The organism is Ornithinimicrobium ciconiae (assembly GCF_007197575.1).
Classification (GTDB): domain Bacteria; phylum Actinomycetota; class Actinomycetes; order Actinomycetales; family Dermatophilaceae; genus Ornithinicoccus; species Ornithinicoccus ciconiae.
The window spans coordinates 257,975-281,248 of record NZ_CP041616.1; the positions used below are offsets into that span (position 1 = coordinate 257,975).

The window sequence follows — 23,274 nt, forward strand, 5'->3', positions numbered from 1 at the left end:
CCAGGGTCCAGGTGAACGCATCCTCGACACCACCGGGTCCAGGTGAACGCATCGTTCACGCGGATGTCCGGAACCGACGTGAAGGATGCGTGCAAGTGCACATGGTCGGTCGCGCTCGGAGTCGACGTGAAGGATGCGTGCAAGTGCACATGGTCGGTCCGGGCGGCGAGGCCTCGGGCTCGGGCTCGGGCTCGGGCTCGGAGCTCTAGTCCTGCTCGACCAGCGGGACGAGTTCGACGGCCAGCGGCTCGGCCAAGACCTCGGCGAAGGTCGCCGTGATGTGGGACCCCTGGCGATAGGTGAGCACATTGCGATAGACCGCGACGCAGGTGCCCTCGGGACAGACCCAGCGGTTCATATCGATGTAGCTCGCCGTCTCCACCTGCTCGGCGGCAGCAGCCAGCGGCTCTGAACCGATGCCGTCGTCCGAGGGCCAGGTGCAGGCCTGAGCCACCTCGTCGGGTCGGTCGGCGGCGCACTCGTAGGGCGTCGGGTCCTCCATCGGCTGCGGCGTGTCCGACAGTGCCACGACCGAGGTCCCCTGCTCTGCCAGCTGGCTCCAGTAGTCCACGAAGCCCTCGACCAACGCCGCCTGTGTGGTCCCACCCGCAGGGTCCTGCGCCTTGTTCCGGAGGGCGGAGGTGATGACGACATCCGGCACCTCGGGCCCGGTCAGGCGCTCCAACACCTGCTGTGACCAGTTGACACACGAGGTGTTGGGCTCGTCATCGATCAGCGTGGTCGCCGAGCTGAAAGGGCAGGCACTCTTGCTGTAGAAGCGGATCAACCACCCCCGGTCAGCCGCAATGCTCTCCAGCGCGGGCATCCACTGACCCACCTTGGAATCGCCGACGACCGCCACCACCAGCTCGCCGTCAGGATCGCCGAACTCACACATCCGCACCTCGGGCCCGGCCACGGTGGTGTCACACTCCAGGTCGTAGTAGGCGGGCACGTCCTCGGTCGCCAGGAGCGGGTCCGGCGTCACCGCATCAAAGAACGGCTCGTCCTGGGCACTGGCCAGCGTGGGTGGCTCCAGGGGTTGCGGCGTCTCCTCGTCGGGGCCGCCGGGGCCGTCAGGGCTGTCGGGGCCGTCAGGGCCGTCAGGGCTGTCTGGGTCGTCAGGGTCCTCGCCCGTGCGCAGGTCCTCATCCGAGCCTGAGCTCGGGTTGCCGCTCGTCGACCAGTTGACCCCGGTGGGCTGGCCACCGGCCGTGGCGATGCTGCCGACCTGCATCAGCACCAGACCGGCGATCAGCGACACGGCCGTGAAGTTCAGCCCCACCGACAGGGCATAGCGCGAGGACTCCCGCAGTGACCTGGCGTGCCGGATCGGGGACTCCACAAACCGATAGGACAACCAGGCGGGCAGGAACGAGGCCGCGACGATGATCAGTCCCTCGGTCAGCGACAGTTCACCAAAGCGCCACTCCCAGAACCGCAGCAACGGCCAGTGCCACAGATAGAGCGAGTAGGACAGCCCACCGACCCACACCAGGGGCCGCAGCCCCAGCAGCCGAGCGGGTCCGGCGTCCGGGCTCGAGAACCCACCGACGATCACCAGTGCCGTCCCGGCCACAGGCACCATGGCAGCGATCCCCGGCCAGGGTGTGCTGGACGTGACCAGGAAGGCGCTGCCCAGCACGAGGAGCAGGCCCGCCCACGCCAGCAGGGCGCCCGTTCGACGGCGCCAGGAGGAGAGCACGCCGGCCGCCAGAGCCACCAACGCACCGGCGCCCAGCTCCCACAGGCGGGTCGGAGTGATGAAGAAGGCCTCGCTGGGTCGCCACCACGTGTAGGTGATCGCAAAGACCAGGCTCGGCACGACGATCACAGCGAGCAGGCCGGCCGCCAGGTGACGCCGCTGCGGGACCGGCGCAGCGGAGGCACCCGCCGGGTCAGCCCGACGCGCACCACGCCCCAGGAACCAGAGCAGCCCGATGATCACCAGGGGCCAGATGATGTAGAACTGCTCCTCCACGGCCAGCGACCAGAAGTGCAGCACCGGGGAGGGTCCGACATCCTCAGCCAGGTAGTCGACGGACCGTGCCGCGAACTGCCAGTTCACGACATACGCCGCCGCAGCGAGGATGTCCTGGCCGATGACCTGCCACTGGACCCGCGAGGTCAGCAGCCAGGCCGCGACGGTCGTCACCACGAGCACCAGCCCGGCTGCGGGCAGCAGCCGCTTGGCGCGGCGGCCATAGAAGTCGATCAGGTTGACCCGGCCGGTGGACTCGATCTCGCGCAGCAGCTGGGTGGTGATCACAAACCCGGACACCACGAAGAAGACGTCGACACCGATGAAGCCGCCGGACAACTCCGAGACCCCCGCGTGATAGATCATCACCAGGAGCACGGCGATCGCGCGCAGTCCCTCGACGTCGGTCCGGAACCGAGCGCGCCGTGGCTCCCCTTGAGCCAGTGGACGCGTTGGTCGGCTCGGGGGTGTGGCGACGCTCACCGCCCCGCCTCCAGGTCGTCGATCAGGGGGACCAGGTGGGCGGCCAGCGGCTCGGTCAGCACCCCGACAAAGGTGGCTGTGATGTGGGAGCCCTGACGATAGGTCAGCACATTGCGGTAGACGCCGACGCACGTCTGACCGGGGCAGACCCAGGGATCCATGTCGATGAAGTGGGCCTGCGGGACCTGCGAGGCGGCCTGCTGCAAGATCGTCGTGGCCGGCGAGGCCGCGCTGCTCCAGCTGCACGCCGACGGGTCGTCGCGGTGCTCCTCGACACACTCATAGACAGGGCCGGTGCCGACCGGCGACTGCGTGTCGGAGATCGCGATCACCCCGATGCCTTCCTCCTCCAGAGCAGTCCAGTAGTCCACATAACCGGCCACGAGCGCCTCCGGCACGGGCTCCCCCTCCTCATTGCCGGCTGGCAGCGCACTGAGTCGGCCCCCCGACGTGATCACGGCGACCGGCTTCTCCGCGCCGGTGAGCCTGGCCAGCACATCCTGCCCCCAAGCCTGACATGAGTGGTATGCCGCACCGTCCACCACGGTCAGCGCGCCGGCGAAGGCGCAGGAGGACTTGGTGTAGCTCCGGATCAGCCACCCCTGCTCCTGGGCGATAGCGTCCAGCGCCGGCATCCACTGTGCGATCTTGGAGTCGCCGACAACGGCCACCACGACCTCACCCTCAGGATCACCAAACACGCACGGCTCGAAGTCAGCGTCCTCCGGGTCGACCTGGCAGCCCCGGTCATAGAGCTCGGGCACGTCGCCCGTGGCCCTGACAGGGTCCGGCGTCAGCGTCTCGAAGAACGGCTCGTCCCCGGGTTGTTCGGCCTCCGGGACCGGCAGACCAGGCGGTGGCGGCGAGCCGGTCTGCTCAGCAGCGTCGCCACCTGCGAGGCCGGAGTCGTCCTGGCGGGAGTCGTCCACGGACACCCCGACCTGGACGCCGCCGCCGGCGCTCGCCGAGCTGATCTGCCCCACAACGGTCGACGCCGGGCCGTCGGATCCGGCGTCCGGGTCCGACGCTTGGACACCACTGCCGTCCGACCAGCCGGCGCCGGTCGCCTGCCCGTCGCCGGAGGTCACGCCAGCGGCCTGGGTCAGCAGCAGGCCGGCGACGAGCGCCACCAGGGTGCAGTTGAACCCCACCGACAGGGCGTAGCGCGGCGTGGTGTGCAGGACCTTGGCAAAGCGCACCGGTGATTCCACGAACCGGTAGGACAACCAGGCGGGCACGAACGAGAAGGCCACGATCGCCACGCCTTGGACGAGCGTGAACTCACCGAAGCGCCACTCCCAGAACCGCAACAGCGGCCAGTGCCACAGATAGAGGGAGTAGGACAGGCCACCGACCCACACCAGGGGCCGCAGCTCGAGGATCCGGGCCGGGCCCATCGAGGAGCCGCTGAACCCGCCAGCGATGACCAGGGCGGTCCCGACCACCGGGACCGCCGCGGCGATGCCCGGCCAGTGGGGGACGCGATCGGCCAGGTAGGCGCTCGCCAGGATGAGCAGGATTCCCGCCCAGGCCACCCACGCGCCCTGGCGGTGCTGCCACGCCGCGAACACCCGGGGTGCGAGCGCGATCAGACCGCCCACCCCCAGCTCCCACAGCCGCGTGGGGGTGATGAAGAAGGCCGCCTCAGGGTTGCTGAGCGAGTAGATGACCGAAAACAGCAGGGACGGTCCGATGAGCACCAGAACCAGGGCGATCGCCAGGTCCTGACGCCGGGGAAGCACGGGCGAGGCATCCGGCCCCGCCCGCCGGGTCGCAGCCCGACGCAGGTAGGCGAACAGCCCCAGCAGGACGACCGGCCAGATCAGGTAGAACTGCTCCTCGACCGCGAGGGACCAGTAGTGCAGGACGGGCGAGGGCATGATGTCCTCGGCCAGGTAGTCAACGGAACGGCCCGCGAAAACCCAGTTCACGACATACACCGCGGCTCCCACGATGTCTTCGCCGATGTGCTGCCACTGGACCCTGCTCACCATCAGCCAGCTCGCGATGGCGGTGACCAGCAGGACCAACCCCGCCGCCGGCAACAGACGTTTGGCACGCCGGCCGTAGAAGGCGAGCAGGCGCACCCGCCCCGTCGACTCCAGTTCACGGAGCAGACCGGCGGTGATGACAAACCCGGAGACGACAAAGAAGACGTCGACGCCGATGAAACCGCCCGGGACCTGGGAGACGCCAGCGTGATAGAGCATCACCAGGAGCACGGCGACCGCGCGCAGACCCTCGATGTCTCCCCGCATCCCGGGTCGCAGAGTCGACCCGCCGCGGCGCCGGTGGCGCGGACGGCGGGCCTCTGGAGGCAGCTCGGAAACGGTTGCAGGCACGGAAGAAAAGGGCTCTGGGAGGTGGTTCAGCCAGCGAGTATCGTCTCATGAGCCGACCCACAGCCCCCACAACGCTGCACAGACCAATTCTGGGGACGGTGCAACCTTTGGAGCACCCGGTAGCGTCTGGTGCATCAGAGACGTCAGATGCACACTACTCAGACGCACACACGGGGAGAGACGATGGCGCTGACCACGCGCACTGCACGACGAGGGGTCGCCGCGCTCGCGGGGCTGGTGATGGCGGCCACTCTGGCGACCGGCTCGGCCAGCACTGCGCCGTTGCCGGCCAGCGAGACCTCCCCCGCGGAGAGCACCCAGGCTGTGCAGTGGACCGGCGGGCTGGACGCCCAGGCTCCCTGTCCCGAGGGGCGCAGCCGCAGCGCGACGCTGATGACCGAGAACTTCACCGGCGGCATCCCCCAGAGCAACTTCAACAACGGTTGGCGCACCGTCTCCAGCGGCATCGGCAGCACCCGGGCCGCCCGCTCCGAGGTCAGCTCCGGCGATGGCGAGGACTGGATGTTCATGCGGTGGGCCACCGCCCCCGTCGGTGCCCAGACCATGCTCGCCTTCACCTCCCGGGGCAATGTCTCCTCCTCCGGCTACTCCCGCGCTGACGTGAACTCGCTGAGCTTCCAGGCCGCGGGCAACACCAGCAGCTGGCGGGGCAAGGTCTTTGACATCACGGCCGCGACCCAGGACGAGGGCGGCCGGCTCGGCACCTGGTTCCAGCACCGCTCCCGGCAGGGCGCGAGCCAGTGGTGGGATGTCGACAACGTCCAGATCTATACCTGCCGGGACGCAGCGGTCAGCCGTATTCGCGGCGCCGACCGGTTCGCCACCTCGGCAGCCGTCGCCGCGACCTATCCCGTCGGCCAGGACGTCGTCTATCTGGCCAGCGGCACGGACTTCCCGGACGCGCTCGCCGGAGCAGCCCTCGCGGGCAAGCAGGACGCACCGGTGCTGCTAGTGCGCGAGGACTCCATCCCCGCCCCCGTGGCCGCTCAGCTCAACCGGCTCAACCCCAGCGAGATCGTCATCCTCGGCGGCACCGGAGCGGTCTCCAACACCGTGCGGGACGCCGCGGCGGACTACACCAGCGGGGACGTCACCCGGCTGGCCGGGGCCAACCGTTATGAGACCTCGGCGGCCATCGCCGACACCTATCCGACCGGCATCAGCACCGTCTATGTCGCCAGCGGCACCGATTATCCCGACGCCCTGTCCGGCAGCGCCTCGGCCGGTCGCAACGGCCGCCCGATGCTGCTGACCGGCCCTGACCATCTGCCGAGCGCGACCCGCGAGGCCCTGGACCGGCTCGACCCCGGTCGGATCGTCATCCTCGGCGGCACCGTCGCGGTGTCCAACTCGGTCCGCAACCAGCTGCAGGACCACACCGACGGCGACGTGACCCGGATCGCCGGCGCCAACCGTTATGACACCTCGGCGCTGATCGCCGACACCTTCCCGGGCAACCGCAGCCGCGTCTTCGTGGCCACCGGCGCGGACTTCCCGGACGCCCTGTCCGGCTCCGCGCTGGCCGCCAAGGAGGCCAACCCGGTCCTGCTGGCCACCCCGACCCGCCTGCCCAACTCGGTCGGTGACGCCATCGACGGGCTCAACCCCGACTCCGGCGTCGTGCTGGGCGGCTACACCTCGCTCAACTCCATCGTCCTCGACCAGCTCGGCCGCCACGTCGGCTGAGCCAGGAGATCACCATGCGCACCACACGTCGCCTGCTCAACGGCGAGACCCTTGTCCTTGACGTCCCGTCGGCGCAGGAGCTGCCGCCGTCGGCCAGCATCAGCGTGCTGGCCCAGGACGGTCTGGAGCTGGAGCTCAACAGCGGCGGGCCGGGCCACCTCGAGCACTACCTGTCGGTCAGCGGCAGCACGCTCACCGAGCAGGTGCAGCTGCGGCAGGGCACGACCCTGCGCTATGGCCGCTACGGCGGGGACCCGGCCTCGGGTCTGGCGTTCTCCGTCCAGGTCGGCGACCACGACGTCTTCGGGTTCACCGTCCCCAGCCTCGACCTCGAGGGGCTGTCGGCCCTGCTGTCCCAGGTGGAGTTCACCGCTGATCCCGCCGGTCCCGTGCTCACGCCTGGCGGCTCGGTGGACTGGTCGCCCTTCCGCACCCATGACATCGCCCAGGTGGCGCTCCTGGACTCTGGCCAGCGCACGCTGCTGGACGTGCGCCGCACCCGCAATGGCGTCACTCGTCCCTCCGGGCCCGGCCTGGACGTGCGTGGTGGCCGGCTGAGCCGCTCCTCGGAGGAGGACCGCGCCCACTACGCGGTGCTGGAGACCGCGGCCTTCGTCGTCTATGGCATTCCGGGCACCGAGGGCGACCTGGACGAGGTCGCCACCACACTGGGCCAGGTCACGGCGGAGCTGTCGTGAGCATTCTGTCCCCCGCCCTGCTTGGCGCGGTCAGCCTGGTGCTGATCGCGGCGGCGATCGGGCACCTGCGCTCCCCGGCCGAGCTGCGCTCCGGTCTGCGGGCCCATGACGTCCTGCCGCAGGGGGCGCAGCACACCGTGGCTGCCGTGCTGGGTCCCCTCGAGGCGGTGCTGGGGGTTGCCGCCCTCGTCGTCGCCGTGGTCGCGGTCCCGCCCGGGGCCGCCCTGGCGGTGAGTATGCCGATCGCCGGACTCTTCCTGGCCTTCACCGGCTATCTGTGGCAGGTGCTGCGCACCACCGAGGGGCAGGTCGTGCCCTGCGCCTGCGGCCTGGGGGCCACCCCGGTGAGCCAGTCCGCGGTCCTGCGTGGCGGCATACTCGCGGTCGCGGCCATCAGCGGCGGGATCGCCGGCAGCGGCGGGATCGCCGGCAGCGGCTGGAGCCTGGCTGCCGCACCCGCCCCGGAGATCGGGGTGGCGCTCGCCGCGATGCTCGTCCTGGCCCTGGCCATCGCCCTCCTGCCCGCCGCCCGCGCGGTGCCCGAGGCGGCCATCTCGCACCCCGGGACGCGTCAGCAAAACCACGACAAAAATGCGGGAACGACCAACGAAACCCCTCTCTTTTTTGGGGGGGAGACGCGGTGACCTTCATGGAGTCTGCCGTCCTGTTGGCGTGGGTCGCCCTCGTCCTCCTCGCGCTCGGCCTGGCCGGGCTGCTGCGGCAGGTGACCGTGCTGACCCGCGGCCAGGCCGGTCAGTCGACCGGGGCGTCGGCCACGGCCGGAGCGCCCCGCAGCACCCGCGACCTGGTCGGCTTCCGGCTGCCCGCCCACGGTGACCTGCCTTCCCTGGTCGAGCCCGGCGCCCACCGGACCGTGGTGGCCTTTGTCTCCCCCGGGTGCAGCTCGTGTGCCGTCACGCTCTCCGGGCTGACCGCCGTGCCCGACGTGCAGGGCGGCTCGGTCGCCCTGGTGGCTGTCTCCACCGGATCGTGCGATCCCGCGCTGGAGAACCTGGCCGGCACCGGCCGGTGCATCGCGCAGGGCCGCTCCCTGCTGGAGCAGCTGCACGTGCCCGCCACCCCCTATCTCATGGCCGTCGACGGCGCCGGGACGATCATCGCCGCCGCGCTGCCGCACCAGGACACCGACCTCACCGCCTGGGTCCGTCAGACCCGTGGCTCGATCAGCATCACCGAGGAGCAGGCATGACCGACACCAGCTCACAGACCACCGTCAGCTTCGCGGACCTGCCGGTCACCGACACCGGCCACATCCGCAAGCGGCTCCGCCCCCGGCCCTCGCGCCGCCGCTTCATGGGGTCCGTGCTCGGTGCCGGCGCCGCCGTCGGACTCGGCTCGCTGTTCCTGGTCAACAAGGCCGCCGACACCGCGCAGGCGGCGTACTGGCAGGACTGGACGAGCACCAACACCGGTCCGTGCGACCCGGTGACCGGCTATGCCCGCAACCACACCGAGAACGGCATCATGTGCGGCCCGTCGCCGATGTGCACCTCGCGCTCGTGCTGCTGGAAGTATCGCAACGGTGCCGGCAACCTGGTCGGCTGGCACAAGAACGCTCCCGGCTCGACCGGCTACTACACGCACCGGCCGGATGACTGCTGGCAGGGCACCTATGACTCATGGCAGTGGAAGTTCAGCGACGGCAACACCTACCGGTGCTCCGACGGCTGGACCTGCAGCGCCTCCGGTGCCTGCAGCAAGTCGATCTGCCCATGGGCGGTCTGAGCAGCACCGACCCGAGCACCCCTTCCGGGAACAGTCCCGCCGCGGTCAGCCGTGCGCGCCGCTGGGTCGCCGACCCGCTGCCGTTGCTCGGGCTGGTGGGCGTCGCCGGTGTGCTGCTGGGGATCCTGCACCTGGTCGGCACGGCGGTCCCGTGGCAGGTCCCCGCGCTGCTGGCGGTGGTCGGTGCCGGTCTCGCCCTGTCCGGCTCCACCTGAGGCCTCAACAGCGCGTGGGCGCTGGTGGCCTCGGTCCGAGGTCGATCGATCCAACTCAGGCTCTGGGCCGGCTTCCTGGTGGGCTGCGCCCTTGGTGGTGCCTTCACCGGGACGGCTCTCGGAGTGTTCTCTGGACTCCTGTCACCCATCCCGCTGGCGGCGCGGGCGGTGGTCTTCGGGGTCGTCGCGGTGCTGCTCCTCGTGATGGACCTGCGACAGATCGTCCTGCAGCTGCCGCAGCGCAGCCAGCTCATCCCCCAGGAGGTCTTCGCCCGCGGCATGATGCGCGGTGGCTTCCGCTTCGGGGTCGAGTATGGCTGCGGCTTCCGCACCCTGGTGCCCTCGGCCGCGTCCTCTATCGCCGCCGCCTTCGTGCTGCTGTCCGGGCTGCCGCTGACCTGGGCCGTTGCGCTCGGCGCCGCCTTCGGTGCCTCGCGGGCGCTGCCGGTCCTGCAGTACATCCTGTGGGGCCGCCCCGGCTGGCAGGCTTTCCTGTCCAGTCACACCCGGTCGTTGGAGCGCGTCGGCAGCGTGGTCACCACCGCGCTCCTGGCCTGGGCCACGGTCTCCCTGCTGGGCTGAGGGGCCCCGCCACTCAGCCCAGGTAGTCCTCCAGGATGCCCTCGACCTTGGTCGAGATCACGGAGGTGCCACCGACGACCAGGATGTTCTTGGCGCCCAGCGCCTCCAGCACGTCGCGGGTGTTCTGGAAGACGCCATTCTTGGTGACGAGCAGCACGGGTCCGTGGGCATCTCCGGCGTGCGCCGCACCGGACAGCGCGTCCGGGAACTCCTGACCCGTTGCGACGACCACCGTGTCGACCCCGTTGGGGTAGTACGAGGCCAGCTCGGCCGCCGTCGCATACCGGTCGGGTCCGAACACGCGCTGCAGGGTGCCTGAGCGGGTCAGCGACCTGAGCTCACTGGCCACCGCGGGGCTGACCGCCGTCTCGCCACCGAGCACCACGACCCGGTAGGGCTTGAGCCTGGTCATCGCCGAGCGGGTCACGGACGGCACCTGGTTGGGCTGCACCAACAGGACCGGCCCGTTGTTGTAGCCGGCGCGGGCTGCTGCCGCGAGCGCGTCGGGATAGTTCGTCCCGGTGGCGACGTAGACCACGTCGAGGCCGCTGGGGAACTGCCCGGCCACGTGGCCCGCGGTCTCGTAACGGTTGGCTCCGCCGAGCCGTTTCACCGGCGCCGATGTGAGTGCGTCCACCTCGTTGTAGACGGCGCTGCTGATCGCGCCCTTGCCACCGACGATGGTCACCGAGGACGGCTTGAGTCGCAGGATCGCGTCCCGGGTCTGCAGTGGCAGCGAGTCAGACTTGGCGAGCAGCACCGGGCCACCCTGGGAGCCGGCCCGGGCGGCTGCCGCCAGGGCGTCGGGGTAGTCCTCTCCCACGGTGAGGAAGAGGGGGCTGCCGGTCGGGAAGGTCATGGAGATCTCGGCCGCGGTCTCATAGCGGTTGACGCCAGAGATGCGGGTCACCTCGCCCGGCGACGGCTCAGGGATCGGGTCGGGATCCGGCGCCGGTGGGGTGGGCGGCGGCACCGGGTCGCTGGGGATGCCAGCCTCGATCATGTAGGCCCAGCTGGCCTTGTCCAGCACGCCGGTCCACGGCAGGGCGTGGGCAGCCTGATAGTTGAGCAGCACCTGCAGGGTCAGAGGCCCGAACGAACCGTCGACATCGCTGCCGGTGAAGCCCAGATAGCGCTGAGCCTGCCTGACGTTGCTGTTGTTGGCCCCGGGCAGGGTCACCGGGTAGGGCGCGTAGGGGGCTGTCGGCAGGCTCGTGGAGCAGGGGGTGCCGTTGAAGCCCTGGTAGCGCGGGGCGTACTGGTGGGCGTAGACCCGGCAGGTGCCGTAGTCGTGCGTGGTCACCGGGGTGCCGTCCCACCACGAGGTGCGACCCATCGCCCCGTCCCAGCTGAAACTGATGTGCAGGTGGTCGGTGTGCGGTGAGGCACCGTAGTAGTTCTCCCAGGAGCCCGGCTTGTAGAGGTACCAGGCCTTGCGGTTCCAGATGACCGACTGGACGCCGAAGCGTCGGGCGATCTCCCCGTTGTTGGCCGTGATCCACTGCGCAACACTGTCGCCGATCGCCTTGTCGCCCGCGCTGTAGGCGTTCATCCGCCAGTCCATCGCACGGCCCTCGTAGTGCTGGCTGTTGTCACCGTGCTTGCAGGGGCGCGAGCCATACCAGGTGGGCTTGTTGTAGTGGTTGGAGACGAGGTTGGCGAAGGCGACCATGCCCGGCTTGTCGTTGGGGTCGCAGGAGTAGGAGTACTGCCACGGCGGCGCCGCGTCGAGGGTGCCCGGCAGGTCCTTGCTCGGCGGTGCCGGCACGGACATCAGGTCGGCGTCGGTGAGCACTGCCCCGTCACTGTCGGCAGCAAACCCGCCACCGAGGTAGCCGTCCTCGGCGTCCATCAGCTGCTCGGTGCTCGAGGGCTCAATCTCGACCGCGGGCTGCTCGGTGAGCCACTCCACGGGCAGGTCAGCGGGGTCCGGCGGGGCACCGATCCAGTCCATCGGGGACTCCGGGAAGGTCTCGACGCTGTTGCCGCCGCTCTCCTCCTCAGGAACCACGTAGGGGTCGGCCGGCACCACCAGGCCCTCAGCGAAGGGGTCACCCAGGCCCTGCAGCGTGAGGCGCTCCCCAGCCGCGTGGCCGTGGTCCTCCTCATGCAGGTCCACTGCGGGGTCCACGCCGGGGTCCGTGACGGGATCAGCCATGGCGACAGGCGCAGACACGAGGAGGGCCAGCGTGCTGACGCCGGCCGCGAGGGTGTGGCGCTGAGGGCAATTGCGCATTCTCTGATCCCTTCACACAGTGCCTCGGGGCCTCGGCAGACTGTGATCAATGGTGACGGTGTGACTCAAGGGGCGTTAGGAGACTACACAGAACTTTCGGTGGGGGAAAGCCAATCGCATAACGATTTCTTAAACAACAACGCTGTTATTCTCATCGGTCGAGAAATGACATGGGTGTTGTTCACGAGAATGACAAGCGTGTCTTTCCCAGGGAATGACAAGTGTGTCATTCTCGAGGGGAGAGGTGCTGCTCGTAGACGCGACAGAGCCCGCCCCACTCTGTGTGGGACGGGCTCTGTGTGGGACGGGCTCTGCTGCGAAGAGAACTACAAGGTCAGCGCTCGACCTCGCCGCGGATGAAGGCCTCAACCTGGGCGCGGCCCTGGTCGTCGGGCATCTGCTGCGGCGGGGACTTCATCAGGTAGGCCGAGGCGGAGATGATCGGACCCCCGACGCCCCGGTCCTTGGCGATCTTGGCGGCACGGACGGCGTCAATGATGATGCCTGCGGAGTTGGGCGAGTCCCAGACCTCCAGCTTGTACTCCAGGTTGAGGGGGACGTCACCAAAGGCACGGCCCTCCAGGCGCACATAGGCCCACTTGCGGTCATCAAGCCACTGCACATAGTCGGACGGACCGATGTGCACATTGCGCGAGCCCATGTCGTGGCTCACGTTAGAGGTGACGGCCTGCGTCTTGGAGACCTTCTTGGACTCGAGACGGTCGCGCTCAAGCATGTTCTTGAAGTCCATGTTGCCGCCGACGTTGAGCTGGTAGGTGCGGTCCAGCACCACGCCGCGCTCCTCGAAGAGACGAGCCATCACCCGGTGGGTGATGGTGGCACCGACCTGCGACTTGATGTCGTCGCCGATGATCGGCACACCCGCGTCCTCGAACTTGGCAGCCCACTCAGGGTCGGAGGCGATGAAGACGGGCAGCGCGTTGACGAAGGCGACGCCGGCGTCGATCGCGCACTGAGCGTAGAACTTGTCCGCCTCCTCCGAGCCCACCGGCAGGTAGGACACCAGGACGTCGACCTCGGCGTCCTTGAGGGCCTGCACCACGTTGACCGGCTCGGCGTCGGACTGCTCGATGGTCTCGCTGTAGTAGCGACCGATGCCGTCCAGGGTCGGGCCGCGCTGGACCAGGACGCCGGTCGGCGGCACGTCGGCGATCTTGATGGTGTTGTTCTCGCTGGCACCGATCGCCTCGGCCAGGTCGAAGCCGACCTTCTTGGCGTCGACGTCAAACGCGGCGACAAACTCCACGTCGCTGACGTGGTAAGGCCCGAACTGCACGTGCATCAGGCCTGGCACGCTGGCCGACGCGTCAGCACCGCGGTAGTACTCGACACCCTGCACCAGCGAACTGGCGCAGTTGCCAACGCCCACGATGGCGACTCGAACTGATCCCATAGTTACTCCTCGTGTTGCGCGACACCGCGGCGACCCGCGCTGCGCTCGGTTTCGATCAGCCCCGTCAGCCAACGCACATCGCGTTCGGCCGATTCCAGGCTGTGGCGGTGAAGCTCGGCGGCATAGCCGTCCAGGGAGGCGCCGTCGGCAGGCCCGTTGGCGCGATACATCGCCAGTCGCTCCTCCAGGCGGGCCCGGCGGCCCTCCAGGGTTCGCAGTCGGACGGCGCGGTCCGCGCGTCCGAAGAAGGCGAAGTGCACGTCGAAGGCGTCGTCCTCCCACGCGTTGGGTCCGGCCCCGGTCAACAATGACTGGAACCGTTCTTGACCAGCAGACGTTACGGCATACGTGATGCGGGCCCTGCGGCCCAGTGCCGGAGTGTCTGCCTCGACGATGAGGCCTCGCTCCACCAGCAGCCGCAGCCGCGGATACAACGTGCCATAGGACATGGCGCGGACTGTGCCCAGCACACGGTGGACCTGCTTGCGCAGCTCGTAACCGTGCATCGGGGAGTCGTGCAACAGCCCCAGGATGGCAAGCTCCAACATCTCTGAACGCCGAGTCATGCCACCCCTCCTCTGCTCCACAGCGCCGCACCTGCGTGCAGCGATCGCGATGACCGTCGATATATCGACCCGATATATCGTACGGCACGATTCAGGGTGCTCCTGCGCGTGCCACGCCGCATCGCCCCGCCAGACAGAGCACTATGGGATCGACCACACAGGAGGAGGCCAGCTGTGGCCAACGCAAACAACCGGCCCGCGAACAACCGGCCCGCGAACAACCGCGGCACGCCACGGACCCGGGCCGAGCACCGCACCGCGCAGCGCACCGGTGCCCGCCGCTCCTCCACCCGGCGCCGACCACGACTGAAGAAAGTGCTCCTGTGGCTCCTCGGTCTCGGCGTCGCGGGCATCCTGCTGGCCGGCGCCGCGCTGATGATCGCCTACAGCCAAACCGACATCCCCGAGCCCAACGAGTTCGCGACGTCCGAGAGCTCCATCCTCTACTACGCCGACGGCGAGACCGAGCTGGCCAGGTTCACCGGCGGCTACGACCGGGAGTCCGTGCCCCTCAGCGAGGTCCCGGACCACGTGCAGAAGGCGATGCTGGCCGCGGAGGACCGCTCGTTCTATGAGAACCAGGGTGTCTCGATCACCGGCACCGGTCGTGCCCTGTGGCGCAACCTGACCTCCGACAGCACCGAGGGCGGCTCGACGATCACCCAGCAGTACGTGAAGAACTACTTCCTGTCCCACGAGCAGACCCTGACGCGCAAGTTCAACGAGGTGCTGATTGCCGTCAAGATCGACCGCGAGCTCTCCAAGGACCAGATCCTGGAGAACTACCTCAACACCATCTACTTCGGCCGCGGCGCCTACGGCATCCAGACCGCCTCGCAGGCCTACTTCGGCAAGGACGTCAGCGAGTTGACCGTCGCCGAGGGGGCCTTCCTCACCGGGGTGACGAATGCGCCCTCACTGTTCGACCCGGCATACCAGGAGGGCAACCAGGAGCGCGCCGAGGCCCGCGTCGACTACATCATCAACGGGATGGTCGAGGAGGGCTGGCTCTCTGCGGAGGAGGCCGCCGACGTCGAGTTCCCCGAGGTCAACGACCCCCAACCGACGAGCGCGACGACCGGCACCGAGGGCTATATCGCCACCGAGGTGCGCGCCGAGCTGATTCATGATGTCGGCATCGCCGAGGAGGACCTCGACCGTGGCGGTCTGCGCATCATCACCACGATTGAGGAGAAGCACCAGGACGCCGCGGAGGCGGCGGTGGCGGACAACCTGCCCCAGGAGCCGGACGACCTGCACGTCGGGCTGGTGGCGGTGCGTCCCGGTGACGGAGCCATCACCGCGATGTATGGCGGGGCCGACTACAGCCAGCAGCAGCTCAACACGGTCACCGACGCCCACCTGCAGGCCGGCTCGCTGTTCAAGGTCTTCACCCTGATCGCCGCTGTCCAGGACGGGATCAGCACCGAGTCCGAGTTTGCCGGCCCCAGCCCGATGGAGTTTGAGATCGAGGGCCAGGACGAGCCCTACGAGGTCAACAACTTCCGCGACGCCCAGTTCGGGATGATCGACCTGCGCCAGGCGACCGCCAACTCGGTGAACACCATCTATGTCCAGCTCAACCAGGAGATCGGCCCCGAGCGAACCCGCGAGGTGGCCGTGGACCTCGGCCTGCCCGAGGACACCCCGGGCCTGGACAACGAGCTGTCCAACGTGCTGGGTCCCGCCGCACCCACGGTGCTGGAGATGTCGAGCGCCTACGCCACCATCGCCGCCGAGGGCACGGCGGCCGAGCCCTATCTGGTGACCGCCGTGACCAGCGCCAACGGCGTCTACGACTACGAGCGGGACATCGACACCCAGGACGTCCTGGACCCGGACGTGACCGCCGACGTCACGGAGGCGATGACCCACGTGATCACGGAGGGATCGGGGCGCACCGCGGGCGACCTCGGCCGCCCGGCCGCCGCCAAGTCCGGCACCAGCGAGAACAACAAGTCCGCCTGGTTCAACGGGTTCGTCCCGCAGCTGACCGGCACCGTCGGGATGTATCGCGGCGACGGGACCCTGGCGATGCAGGACATCGGTGACTATGACCAGGTCACCGGCGGCACCTACCCGGCCCTGATCTGGGGTGACTTCATGCGCGGCGCCCTGGAGGGTGAGCCGGTCGAGGAGTTCCCCGAGCGGGTGGGTCTGGGTGACGAGGTGGAGCAGACGATCGCCCCGACCACCGACGACCAGCAGCCGACGACGGAGGCTCCGACGACCACCGAGGACCCCACCACGACGACGGAGGAGCCCACCACGACCACCGAGGAGCCGACGACGACCACCGAGGAGCCCACCACCACGGAGGAACCGACGACGACGGAGGCGCCCACGACGACCGAGCCTCCGGAGCCCACGCAGCCGCCGGAACCCACCGACCCCCCGACGCGCCCCACGGAGCCAGAGCCGCCCACGGAGCCCCCCGGGCAGCCGGACCCACCCGGCGACACCGAGGACCCGGGGGCGAGCGGCTAACCTGCCGACCATGCGCAGACCGCCGTATGTCGTGCCCTCGCGCCACGACCCCGTGGTCGCCACCGCGGCCAGCGTGATCGGCGGGCCCGTCGGACGCTACGCCCGAGTCGGTGCCCGGGGTCTCGCCGCCGTCGCGGCCGCACTGATCGCCCTGGCCGGCGTGGCCCTGGCGCTCGGTGTCTTCCAGAAGGGGCACTGCCTGGCCAAGGGGTGGGCCAACCCCGACCAGTTCTGGCGGGCCTGCTACTCGGACCTGCCGGTCATGCACGTCACGACGGCCCTGGCCGACCGGGAGTTGCCCTATGCCTCCGTGGCTGGCAGCGACCAACCGTTGCTGTCCGGTCTGGTGATGTGGCTCATCGCGCGCATCTCCCCGGAGGCTGGCACCGGCGTCGGTGCACAGCAGTGGGTCTTTGCCACCTGGGCCGCGCTGGCCCTGGTGCTGCTGGCCACCGCGGTCCTGGCGGGCATCGCGCTGCTGCAGCAGGACCCGTGGCACATCGCCCACCTGGCGGCCTCACCGGTGCTGGTGGTGCTGGCGCTGATCTCGACCGACCTGGTGGGGATCGTCCTGGTCATGTGGGCCCTGTGGGCGTGGAGCCGTCATCATCCGGCAGCGGCCGGGGCGCTGCTGGGACTGGCCTTTCTGGTGCGTCCCTATCCGCTGCTGATCCTGGTGGCCCTGGTGCTCGTGGGATGGCGGCAGGGACGGGAGCGGCAAGCAGCCACCGCGTTGGTCGCGGCGCCCCTGGCCGCACTGGCGCTGTTCGTCCCTGCGCTGTTGCTGATCGGTGACGGCGTCCTGGAGGCCGCCCGCAACTGGTGGACCGTCGGTCCGGGCTATGGCGCACCGGCGCTCATCCCGCAGCTGCACGGGATGGGGATCTCGGCACCCGTGGCCACTGCCATCGCCGTGGCCGGCTGGGTCCTGGCGGTGGGCGTCGGTGCCTGGTTGGCCTTCCGCGCGGTCAGCCGCCCGGACGCTGTGCAGGTCGCGGCCGTGATGCTGCTGATCGTCGTGATCACCGCCAAGTCCGTCTCGGTCCAGTCCGGGCTGTGGCTGCTGCCGCTGCTGGCGCTGTCCGCCGTCCGGTGGCGGGACCACCTCATCTGGGCCGCGACCGAGATCCTCCACTTCGAGATGACCTGGCTGCACATCGGCTTCGGCTCGGACCCGGGCAAGGGGCTGCCGGGCTCGACCTACTCCCTGTTTATCCTGCTGCGCGTCGCCGGCTGGGCCTGGCTCGTGTGGCAGATCTGGTCGAGCCCCGCCCGGCACCGCACCGCTGAAGAACGTGCGACCTCAACCAGCGCGGACCCGGTGCCCGCTGGTGCGAGCTGAGGGTCATCGCGCTCAGTTGTTATAGACGGTGAAGCTGGCGAAGGCCCGGTCGAAGGCCTCGAGGTCGGCCTCGGTGGCCACATAGGTGGTCATCACCGCGGTGTAGGTCTGGTCGTTGTTGGACAGCACCAGATTGATCACCAGCCCGTCCGTGCCCTCACACTGGCTCCAGATCTGGTAGACGCCGGAGTACATCACGTCGGAGAACTCCCCGGTCTCCTGTGCTGCGCAGACATCCTCATAGGTGTAGTAGTGCAGCGTGTCCCACTCATCGCCCTGGTAGGGCCGCAGGTAGAAGACCAGGCCGGGGTGGGTCCAGCCGTCCCGGAAGGCCTGCATGTCGTCGGAGGCACCGATGAAGGCGAGGCCCTCCGGGGCATACATCGGGTCGGTCTGCACGTCGTTCCACTCCGTCGGCACGTCGATCGACAGGCTGCCGGTGTCGTCGGTGACGGTGACGTAGTCGTAGTAGGTGGGGACCGGCATACCGCCGTCACCGGGGGCGTCACCCTGCGGGACGTCACCACCGGCCTCCTCGGCGAGGGAGAGGATCGGCTCCAGTCCCTGCGATCCGTTGATCTCGCCGCGCAGCACCTCCGCCGTGTCCCAGCGCAGGACCTCCACCGTCATCGCGTTGTCTCCGCTGGTGCGCAACACGTCGCAGTAGTCGCGGTAGGTGCCGTCGGTGGCCATGGGGATGGCGTTGAGGCTGAGCACGATGTCGCCGGGCAGCAGACCAGCCGCGGAGGCGGGGCTGCCGGGCTTGACACCGCTGACCCAGATCCCGCTCAGCGCGAGCTTGTCGTCAAAGATCGGGCGGCCGTTGATGCCCAGCGACTCGGCGTCCCCCTCGGCCAGCTCGGCCACCATCGGCTCGGCCAGGCTCGCAGCGATGGCCCAGAACTGCTTGGACGCGCCCTCCTGCAGCGCACCACCGGCGTAGTTCACCGCCAGCACCTCCCCGTCCAGGGTGATCAGCGGACCGCCGGAGTTGCCGGGCTGGATCGTGGCGTCGTGCTCGATAGTGTGGTCGATCGACGAGGAGCCCGTGACGTCGCCATTGGCCTGCGCCTTGGAGACGATGCCCTTGGTCAGGGTGTACTCCGGGTCCCCGAGGGGAAAGCCGGCCGCGTAGACATCGAGGCCCGGCTCGGGCGGCTCGTCGGCCCAGGCCAGGTAGGCGCCCGGCTCATCCACGTCGACCTGGATGAGCGCCAGGTCGCTGCACTCGGAGGCACCGAGGACGGTGGCAGTGTGCTTCTCGCTGGTGTCGCCGCCGATAAAGACCTCCAGGGTGCTGGCCCCGGTCACCACGTGGTTGTTGGTCACCGCCAGCCCGTCGGGAGAGATCAGGAAGCCGCTGCCGGAGCCGACCGTCGTGGTCAGTCCCACCTCGGGGTCGCGCAGCGTGCCCTGCGCCATGATCTGCACGACCGCGGGCTTGGCGTCGCTGAAGCTGGTCACCACGCCCTCCGCGGCCTCTGCCGTGGAGTCGCCGGAGTCAGTCGGGTCAGCCGTCACGTCTGCCTGGTCGTCACCGGGGCCGGCGGTGCTCGAAAGCTCCTGCCCCTGCTGCAGCACGATCTGTGACGTGTCCGGGGCTCCTCCCCCGCAGGCGGACACGATGAGGGCAAGCGGCAGGGCGAGCGCGAGGCTGGCGGTGCGCGGGCGGATCGTCACGATGATGCTCCTGCTGTCCTGGGCCGGCGCCCCCTGTGGCTCCCGCCTGATGGCTGCGGTGTGACGCCGAGGGTCCGCAACCGGTTCCCCCGGTCTGCGTGACTAGTGTGCGTGACAGGGACCACGGCTGTCGAGCACCGGGCCACAGGAGCGGCGGGTCGGCACGGCCGAACTGTCGCGTCGGCACGGCCGAGCTGCGGGTCAGGGCAGGTCGTGCTGTCGGGTCAGCACGGCCGAGCTGCGGGTCAGGGCAGGTCGTGCTGTCGGGTCAGGGCAGCAGGACCAACTTGCCCGTCGTCGTGCCGGACTCGAGATCGGTCTGGGCCGCGGCGGCATCCTCGAGCGGATAGCGCCCACCGATCCGCACGTCCAGCGTCCCGGCAGCGACCTGCCCGAGGACGGCACCGGCCCGCTCCCGCAGCTCGGCAGGATCGGCGACATAGTGCGCCAGGGACGGACGAGTCAGGAAGAGGGACCCCTTGGCGTTGAGCACCTGCGGGTCCAACGGCGGCACCGGCCCGCTGGATCCGCCGAAGAGCACCATCATGCCGCGGGGCTTGAGCACGTCCAGCCCGGCGTCGAAGGTGGACTTGCCCACCCCGTCATATACGACGTCGACGCCAGCCCCGTCGGTGAGCCGGCGCACCTCGGTCACCACGTCCTGCTCGCGATAGAAGATGATCTCGTCGGCGCCGGCCCCCCGCGCGAGCTCGGCCTTCTCGGGGGTCGACGTGGTGCCGATGACCCGCACTCCCTTGGCCGACAGCATCTGGCACAGCAGCAGACCCACGCCGCCCGCGGCCGCGTGCACCAGCGCGGTCTGCCCCTCCTGTGCAGGGAAGGTCGACTCGACGAGGTAGTGCGCGGTCATGCCCTGCAGCATCACGGCCGCGGCCTGCTCGGCGCCCACCCCGTCCGGCACCGGGATCACCCGGTCGGCGGCCAGGACGGCCTGCTCCATATAGCCGGTGCCGGGCACCATCGCCCAGGCCACCAGGTCACCCACCGCGACGTCCGTGACACCCGGACCCACCGCGCTGACGGTGCCGGCCCCCTCCGACCCGGCGACGAACGGGGTGTCCATCGGGTAGGTGCCCGACCGCTGATAGATGTCGACGAAGTTCACCCCGGCGGCCGCGACGTCGACCCGGACCTGTCCATCGCCCGGCTCGGGCGTCTCCCGCTCCTGGACCTGCAAGACCTCGGGACCGCCCTGCTCCGTGACCACCATTGCGCGCACGTCTGCCTCCTGCGTGTAGTCGGGTAGCCCGTCAACCCGCTGCGGGTCATGGGCTGCCGTCCAGTATGCCGAGGGGTCGGGTCTCATCGTCAGCACCCCCTCCCGCCTGCATCGCCCACGGACCCCGCTCGCCGCCCTCCGCTCGCCGCTCGCCCTCCGCACGGATTGGGGTGCACGAACGGTCACCCGTGACCGCTTCTGCACCCCAATGATCGGGTGAGCAGGGTTCGAAGAGCCGTGAGCGGCGCCAGCTGTGGATCAGTGTCGCGCAGCAGCGGCAGCCGCGGCAGCAGCCGCGGCCCGCTCGACCCACTTCGGGGTTGTGCCGTAGCGCTGCGGGGGCACGAGTCGCCCGTCGGCGCAGTCGCTGACGAGTTGGCCCATCCGCCGATCCCGAGTGACCTCCTGCTTGGCGGTGAGCACCCAGGTGACGGCCAGCCTGCGGTAGGTCGCCGTCGCCAGCTCCCAGAAGGCAGTCGCGGCCGGGGACGCGGCGAGCTGGGCGGCGTAGTCCGGGGGCAACTCCCGGTCCGGGTTCTCGTAGGAGTAGACGGCGGAGCAGTCCTCGCGCCGGGCCTCGAAGACCGCCAGGCCTGGCGGCTGCATCCGGCCCTGCGCGGTCAGCTCCTCGACCAGGGCGATGTTGACGGCACTCCAGTTGCTGCCGGGCTTGCGGGGCGTCCATCGCTGCCGACGGGAGTCGTCGTCGATGCGTTGGGCGAGGGAGTCGATCCAGCCCCAGCACAGCGCTTCTGGGACCGCGTCCTTCCAGGTCAGACCCTGGTCGGGCACGTGCTTCTTGTGCAGCCCCATCCAGAGCTCGGTCTCGGAGTCGTGATGCTCGGCGAGCCAGGCGCCAAACTCCGCGGCAGAGGTGAAGAAGCGTGCCGGTCGCTCCGGTGTGCCGCCCATCCGTCCGTGCTCGACCATCGCTGTCCCTTCCACCGCCGCGTCGTGGCCACCACCTCACCAGTCGCCGTCGACATCAGTATGCCGATCACCGCCGACGGTCCAGCCCGCACCGCCAGTCAGCCCTGGGCCTCGGGTTGCTCCGCCCACCAGCTCCGCAACTCGGCTTCGGCGGCCTCGCGGCCGATCGGGCCCTGGTCCAGGCGCACCGCGAGCAGGTGCTTGTAGGCGCGGCCCAGCACCGGCCCCGGGGAGATCCCCAGTACCTCGGCGATCTCGTTGCCGTTGAGCTCGGGACGCACGGCGGACAGCTCCTCCTCGGCCCGCAGCCGAGCGATCCGATCCTCCAGATCGTCATAGGTGCGCGCGAGCCGCTCGGCCTTGCGCCGGTTGCGGGTCGTCGAGTCCGACCGAGTCAGCTTGTGCAGGTGCCCCAGGAGCGGACCGGCGTCGGTGACATAGCGCCGCACGGCCGAGTCGGTCCACTCGCCGGTGCCATAGCCGTGGAAGCGCAGGTGCAGCTCGACCAGCCGGGTGACCGCCTTGACGGTGTCCTTGTCATAGCGCAGCGACCGCAGCCGGGCGCGCGTGAGCTTGGCGCCGACCACCTCGTGGTGGTGGAAACTGACGCCCCCGCCCTTCTCAAACCGGCGGGTGGCGGGCTTGCCGATGTCGTGCAGCAGCGCCGCCAGACGCAGCACCAGGTCGGGGCCGACGACGGTGTCGGGACCCTCGGCGCCCGGCTCGTCCTCCAGCGCGATGGCCTGCTCCAGCACGGTGAGGGAGTGCTGATAGACGTCCTTGTGCCGGTGGTGCTCGTCGATCTCCAGCTGGAGCGCCGGCAGCTCGGGCACCACCTTGTCCGCGAGGCCGGTCTGCACCATCAGCTCCAGTCCCGCCCGGGGGTCCGCCCCGAGCAGCAACCGGCTCAGCTCATCACGCACCCGCTCGGCGGAGACGATCGACAGGCGGTCCGCCATACCGGTCATGGCGGTGCGCACCTCATCGGTGACCCGCAGCCCCAGCTGGGAGCTGAACCGCGCCGCGCGCATCATCCGCAGCGGGTCGTCGGAGAAGGAGATCTCGGCCGTGTGCGGCGTGGTCAGGGTCCCCGCGGCCAGGTCTGCCAGACCCTCGTGCGGGTCGAAGAAGACCAGCTCGGGCAGGCGCAGGGCCATCGCGTTGACCGTGAAGTCCCGACGCACCAGGTCATCGCGCAGGTTGTCGCCGAACGCGACGACCGGCTTGCGGGAGTCAGGGTCGTAGGCGTCGGCGCGGTAGGTGGTGATCTCCACCGTCCAGCCCCCGTGGCGGGCACCGATGGTGCCGAACTCCCGCCCGATGTCCCAGGTCTGCTCGGCCCAGCCGGCCAGGACCGCCTCGATCTGCTCCGGGGCGGCAGAGGTGGTGAAGTCCAGGTCGGGCGAGGAACGGCCCAGGAAGGCATCGCGGACCGGACCTCCCACCAGAGCCAGCTCGTGCCCGGCGTCCTGGAAGCGTCCACCGAGCTCGGTCAGCAGGGGCAGCACGGGCTCCAGCTGGCGCAGCGCTTGGGCCAGCAGCTCGGCTTCGGTGACAGTGGGGGACACGAGGGACAAGCCTACGGCCCGTGAGACCACGCAACCGGACTCCGGCTCGTTAGAGTG

General features: G+C 69.6%; 18 protein-coding genes. 9 read left to right on the forward strand and 9 right to left on the reverse strand.

Features of this window, described 5'->3' with window-relative positions:
• Positions 1-205: 205 nt before the first annotated feature.
• The gene (locus FNH13_RS01220; RefSeq protein ID WP_143781771.1) at positions 206-2,464 is read right to left on the reverse strand and encodes an acyltransferase family protein; all 2,259 of its coding nucleotides are present in this window, start codon (positions 2,462-2,464) and stop codon (positions 206-208) included.
• A complete protein-coding gene (locus FNH13_RS01225) occupies positions 2,461-4,722 on the reverse strand; it encodes an acyltransferase family protein (protein WP_143781772.1) in 2,262 nt (753 codons plus the stop codon). Before FNH13_RS01225 ends, FNH13_RS01220 begins: the two co-directional genes overlap by 4 nt.
• Positions 4,723-4,989: 267 nt before the next feature.
• Here FNH13_RS01225 and FNH13_RS01230 point away from each other — a divergent pair, with 267 nt between their 5' ends.
• From FNH13_RS01230 to FNH13_RS01260, 7 genes are all read left to right on the forward strand, one after another.
• A complete protein-coding gene (locus tag FNH13_RS01230) occupies positions 4,990-6,513 on the forward strand; it encodes a cell wall-binding repeat-containing protein (protein WP_143781773.1) in 1,524 nt (507 codons plus the stop codon).
• Positions 6,514-6,527: 14 nt separating this feature from the next.
• Positions 6,528-7,211: a hypothetical protein gene (locus FNH13_RS01235; protein WP_143781774.1), complete on the forward strand. Its 684-nt coding sequence runs from the start codon at positions 6,528-6,530 to the stop codon at positions 7,209-7,211.
• Complete coding sequence (locus FNH13_RS01240) at positions 7,208-7,855, forward strand: MauE/DoxX family redox-associated membrane protein (RefSeq protein WP_143781775.1); 648 nt, start codon at positions 7,208-7,210, stop codon at positions 7,853-7,855. Before FNH13_RS01235 ends, FNH13_RS01240 begins: the two co-directional genes overlap by 4 nt.
• Complete coding sequence (locus tag FNH13_RS01245; protein WP_143781776.1) at positions 7,852-8,421, forward strand: hypothetical protein; 570 nt, start codon at positions 7,852-7,854, stop codon at positions 8,419-8,421. The genes FNH13_RS01240 and FNH13_RS01245 overlap by 4 nt, the downstream gene beginning before the upstream one ends.
• Entirely contained in the window at positions 8,418-8,957 is a 540-nt protein-coding gene (locus FNH13_RS01250; RefSeq protein WP_143781777.1) for a twin-arginine translocation signal domain-containing protein, read from the forward strand. Before FNH13_RS01245 ends, FNH13_RS01250 begins: the two co-directional genes overlap by 4 nt.
• On the forward strand, positions 8,945-9,172 hold the full coding sequence (locus FNH13_RS01255) for a hypothetical protein (protein ID WP_143781778.1): 228 nt from the start codon (positions 8,945-8,947) through the stop codon (positions 9,170-9,172). Before FNH13_RS01250 ends, FNH13_RS01255 begins: the two co-directional genes overlap by 13 nt.
• Positions 9,173-9,295: 123 nt before the next feature.
• Positions 9,296-9,754 (forward strand): hypothetical protein, encoded by a 459-nt coding sequence (locus tag FNH13_RS01260; RefSeq protein WP_143781779.1) that lies wholly within the window; start codon positions 9,296-9,298, stop codon positions 9,752-9,754.
• A 13-nt stretch (positions 9,755-9,767) separates the two neighbouring features.
• Here FNH13_RS01260 and FNH13_RS01265 read toward each other — a convergent pair whose 3' ends face one another.
• From FNH13_RS01265 to FNH13_RS01275, 3 genes are all read right to left on the reverse strand, one after another.
• Complete coding sequence (locus FNH13_RS01265; protein WP_143781780.1) at positions 9,768-11,912, reverse strand: cell wall-binding repeat-containing protein; 2,145 nt, start codon at positions 11,910-11,912, stop codon at positions 9,768-9,770.
• 412 nt (positions 11,913-12,324) lie between these two features.
• On the reverse strand, positions 12,325-13,404 hold the full coding sequence (locus tag FNH13_RS01270) for an inositol-3-phosphate synthase (protein ID WP_143781781.1): 1,080 nt from the start codon (positions 13,402-13,404) through the stop codon (positions 12,325-12,327).
• A 2-nt stretch (positions 13,405-13,406) separates the two neighbouring features.
• Entirely contained in the window at positions 13,407-13,970 is a 564-nt protein-coding gene (locus tag FNH13_RS01275; RefSeq protein ID WP_228266521.1) for a PadR family transcriptional regulator, read from the reverse strand.
• Between the two features lie 174 nt (positions 13,971-14,144).
• On the opposite strand from FNH13_RS01275, the gene FNH13_RS01280 reads away from it, so the two are divergent.
• Positions 14,145-16,457 (forward strand): transglycosylase domain-containing protein, encoded by a 2,313-nt coding sequence (locus FNH13_RS01280; protein WP_143781782.1) that lies wholly within the window; start codon positions 14,145-14,147, stop codon positions 16,455-16,457.
• 10 nt (positions 16,458-16,467) lie between these two features.
• Positions 16,468-17,799 (forward strand): glycosyltransferase 87 family protein, encoded by a 1,332-nt coding sequence (locus tag FNH13_RS01285; protein ID WP_143781783.1) that lies wholly within the window; start codon positions 16,468-16,470, stop codon positions 17,797-17,799.
• Between the two features lie 12 nt (positions 17,800-17,811).
• Here the strand turns inward: FNH13_RS01285 and FNH13_RS01290 are convergent, their stop codons facing one another.
• From FNH13_RS01290 to FNH13_RS01305, 4 genes are all read right to left on the reverse strand, one after another.
• Positions 17,812-19,479 carry a S1C family serine protease gene (locus FNH13_RS01290; protein WP_143781784.1) on the reverse strand — a complete coding sequence of 556 codons (1,668 nt, stop codon included), beginning with the start codon at positions 19,477-19,479 and terminating at the stop codon, positions 17,812-17,814.
• A gap of 268 nt (positions 19,480-19,747) precedes the next feature.
• Positions 19,748-20,806, reverse strand: coding sequence for a quinone oxidoreductase family protein (locus FNH13_RS01295; protein WP_456093880.1), 1,059 nt, complete (start codon positions 20,804-20,806; stop codon positions 19,748-19,750).
• Positions 20,807-20,977: 171 nt separating this feature from the next.
• On the reverse strand, positions 20,978-21,649 hold the full coding sequence (locus FNH13_RS01300) for a YdeI/OmpD-associated family protein (protein ID WP_143781785.1): 672 nt from the start codon (positions 21,647-21,649) through the stop codon (positions 20,978-20,980).
• 98 nt (positions 21,650-21,747) lie between these two features.
• Positions 21,748-23,217 carry a CCA tRNA nucleotidyltransferase gene (locus FNH13_RS01305; RefSeq protein ID WP_228266522.1) on the reverse strand — a complete coding sequence of 490 codons (1,470 nt, stop codon included), beginning with the start codon at positions 23,215-23,217 and terminating at the stop codon, positions 21,748-21,750.
• Positions 23,218-23,274 lie beyond the last annotated feature (57 nt).

What these genes read in the sequence shown, in the direction of transcription:
- FNH13_RS01225 (WP_143781772.1), bottom strand. Translation starts at nt 4,722, where the DNA reads ATGCGGGGAGACATCGAGGGTCTGCGCGCGGTCGCCGTGCTCCTGGTG.
- FNH13_RS01230 (WP_143781773.1), top strand. Translation starts at nt 4,990, where the DNA reads ATGGCGCTGACCACGCGCACTGCACGACGAGGGGTCGCCGCGCTCGCG.
- FNH13_RS01235 (WP_143781774.1), top strand. Translation starts at nt 6,528, where the DNA reads ATGCGCACCACACGTCGCCTGCTCAACGGCGAGACCCTTGTCCTTGAC.
- FNH13_RS01250 (WP_143781777.1), top strand. Translation starts at nt 8,418, where the DNA reads ATGACCGACACCAGCTCACAGACCACCGTCAGCTTCGCGGACCTGCCG.
- FNH13_RS01255 (WP_143781778.1), top strand. Translation starts at nt 8,945, where the DNA reads ATGGGCGGTCTGAGCAGCACCGACCCGAGCACCCCTTCCGGGAACAGT.
- FNH13_RS01265 (WP_143781780.1), bottom strand. Translation starts at nt 11,912, where the DNA reads ATGGCTGATCCCGTCACGGACCCCGGCGTGGACCCCGCAGTGGACCTG.
- FNH13_RS01270 (WP_143781781.1), bottom strand. Translation starts at nt 13,404, where the DNA reads ATGGGATCAGTTCGAGTCGCCATCGTGGGCGTTGGCAACTGCGCCAGT.
- FNH13_RS01275 (WP_228266521.1), bottom strand. Translation starts at nt 13,970, where the DNA reads ATGACTCGGCGTTCAGAGATGTTGGAGCTTGCCATCCTGGGGCTGTTG.
- FNH13_RS01285 (WP_143781783.1), top strand. Translation starts at nt 16,468, where the DNA reads ATGCGCAGACCGCCGTATGTCGTGCCCTCGCGCCACGACCCCGTGGTC.
- FNH13_RS01295 (WP_456093880.1), bottom strand. Translation starts at nt 20,806, where the DNA reads ATGAGACCCGACCCCTCGGCATACTGGACGGCAGCCCATGACCCGCAG.
- FNH13_RS01300 (WP_143781785.1), bottom strand. Translation starts at nt 21,649, where the DNA reads ATGGTCGAGCACGGACGGATGGGCGGCACACCGGAGCGACCGGCACGC.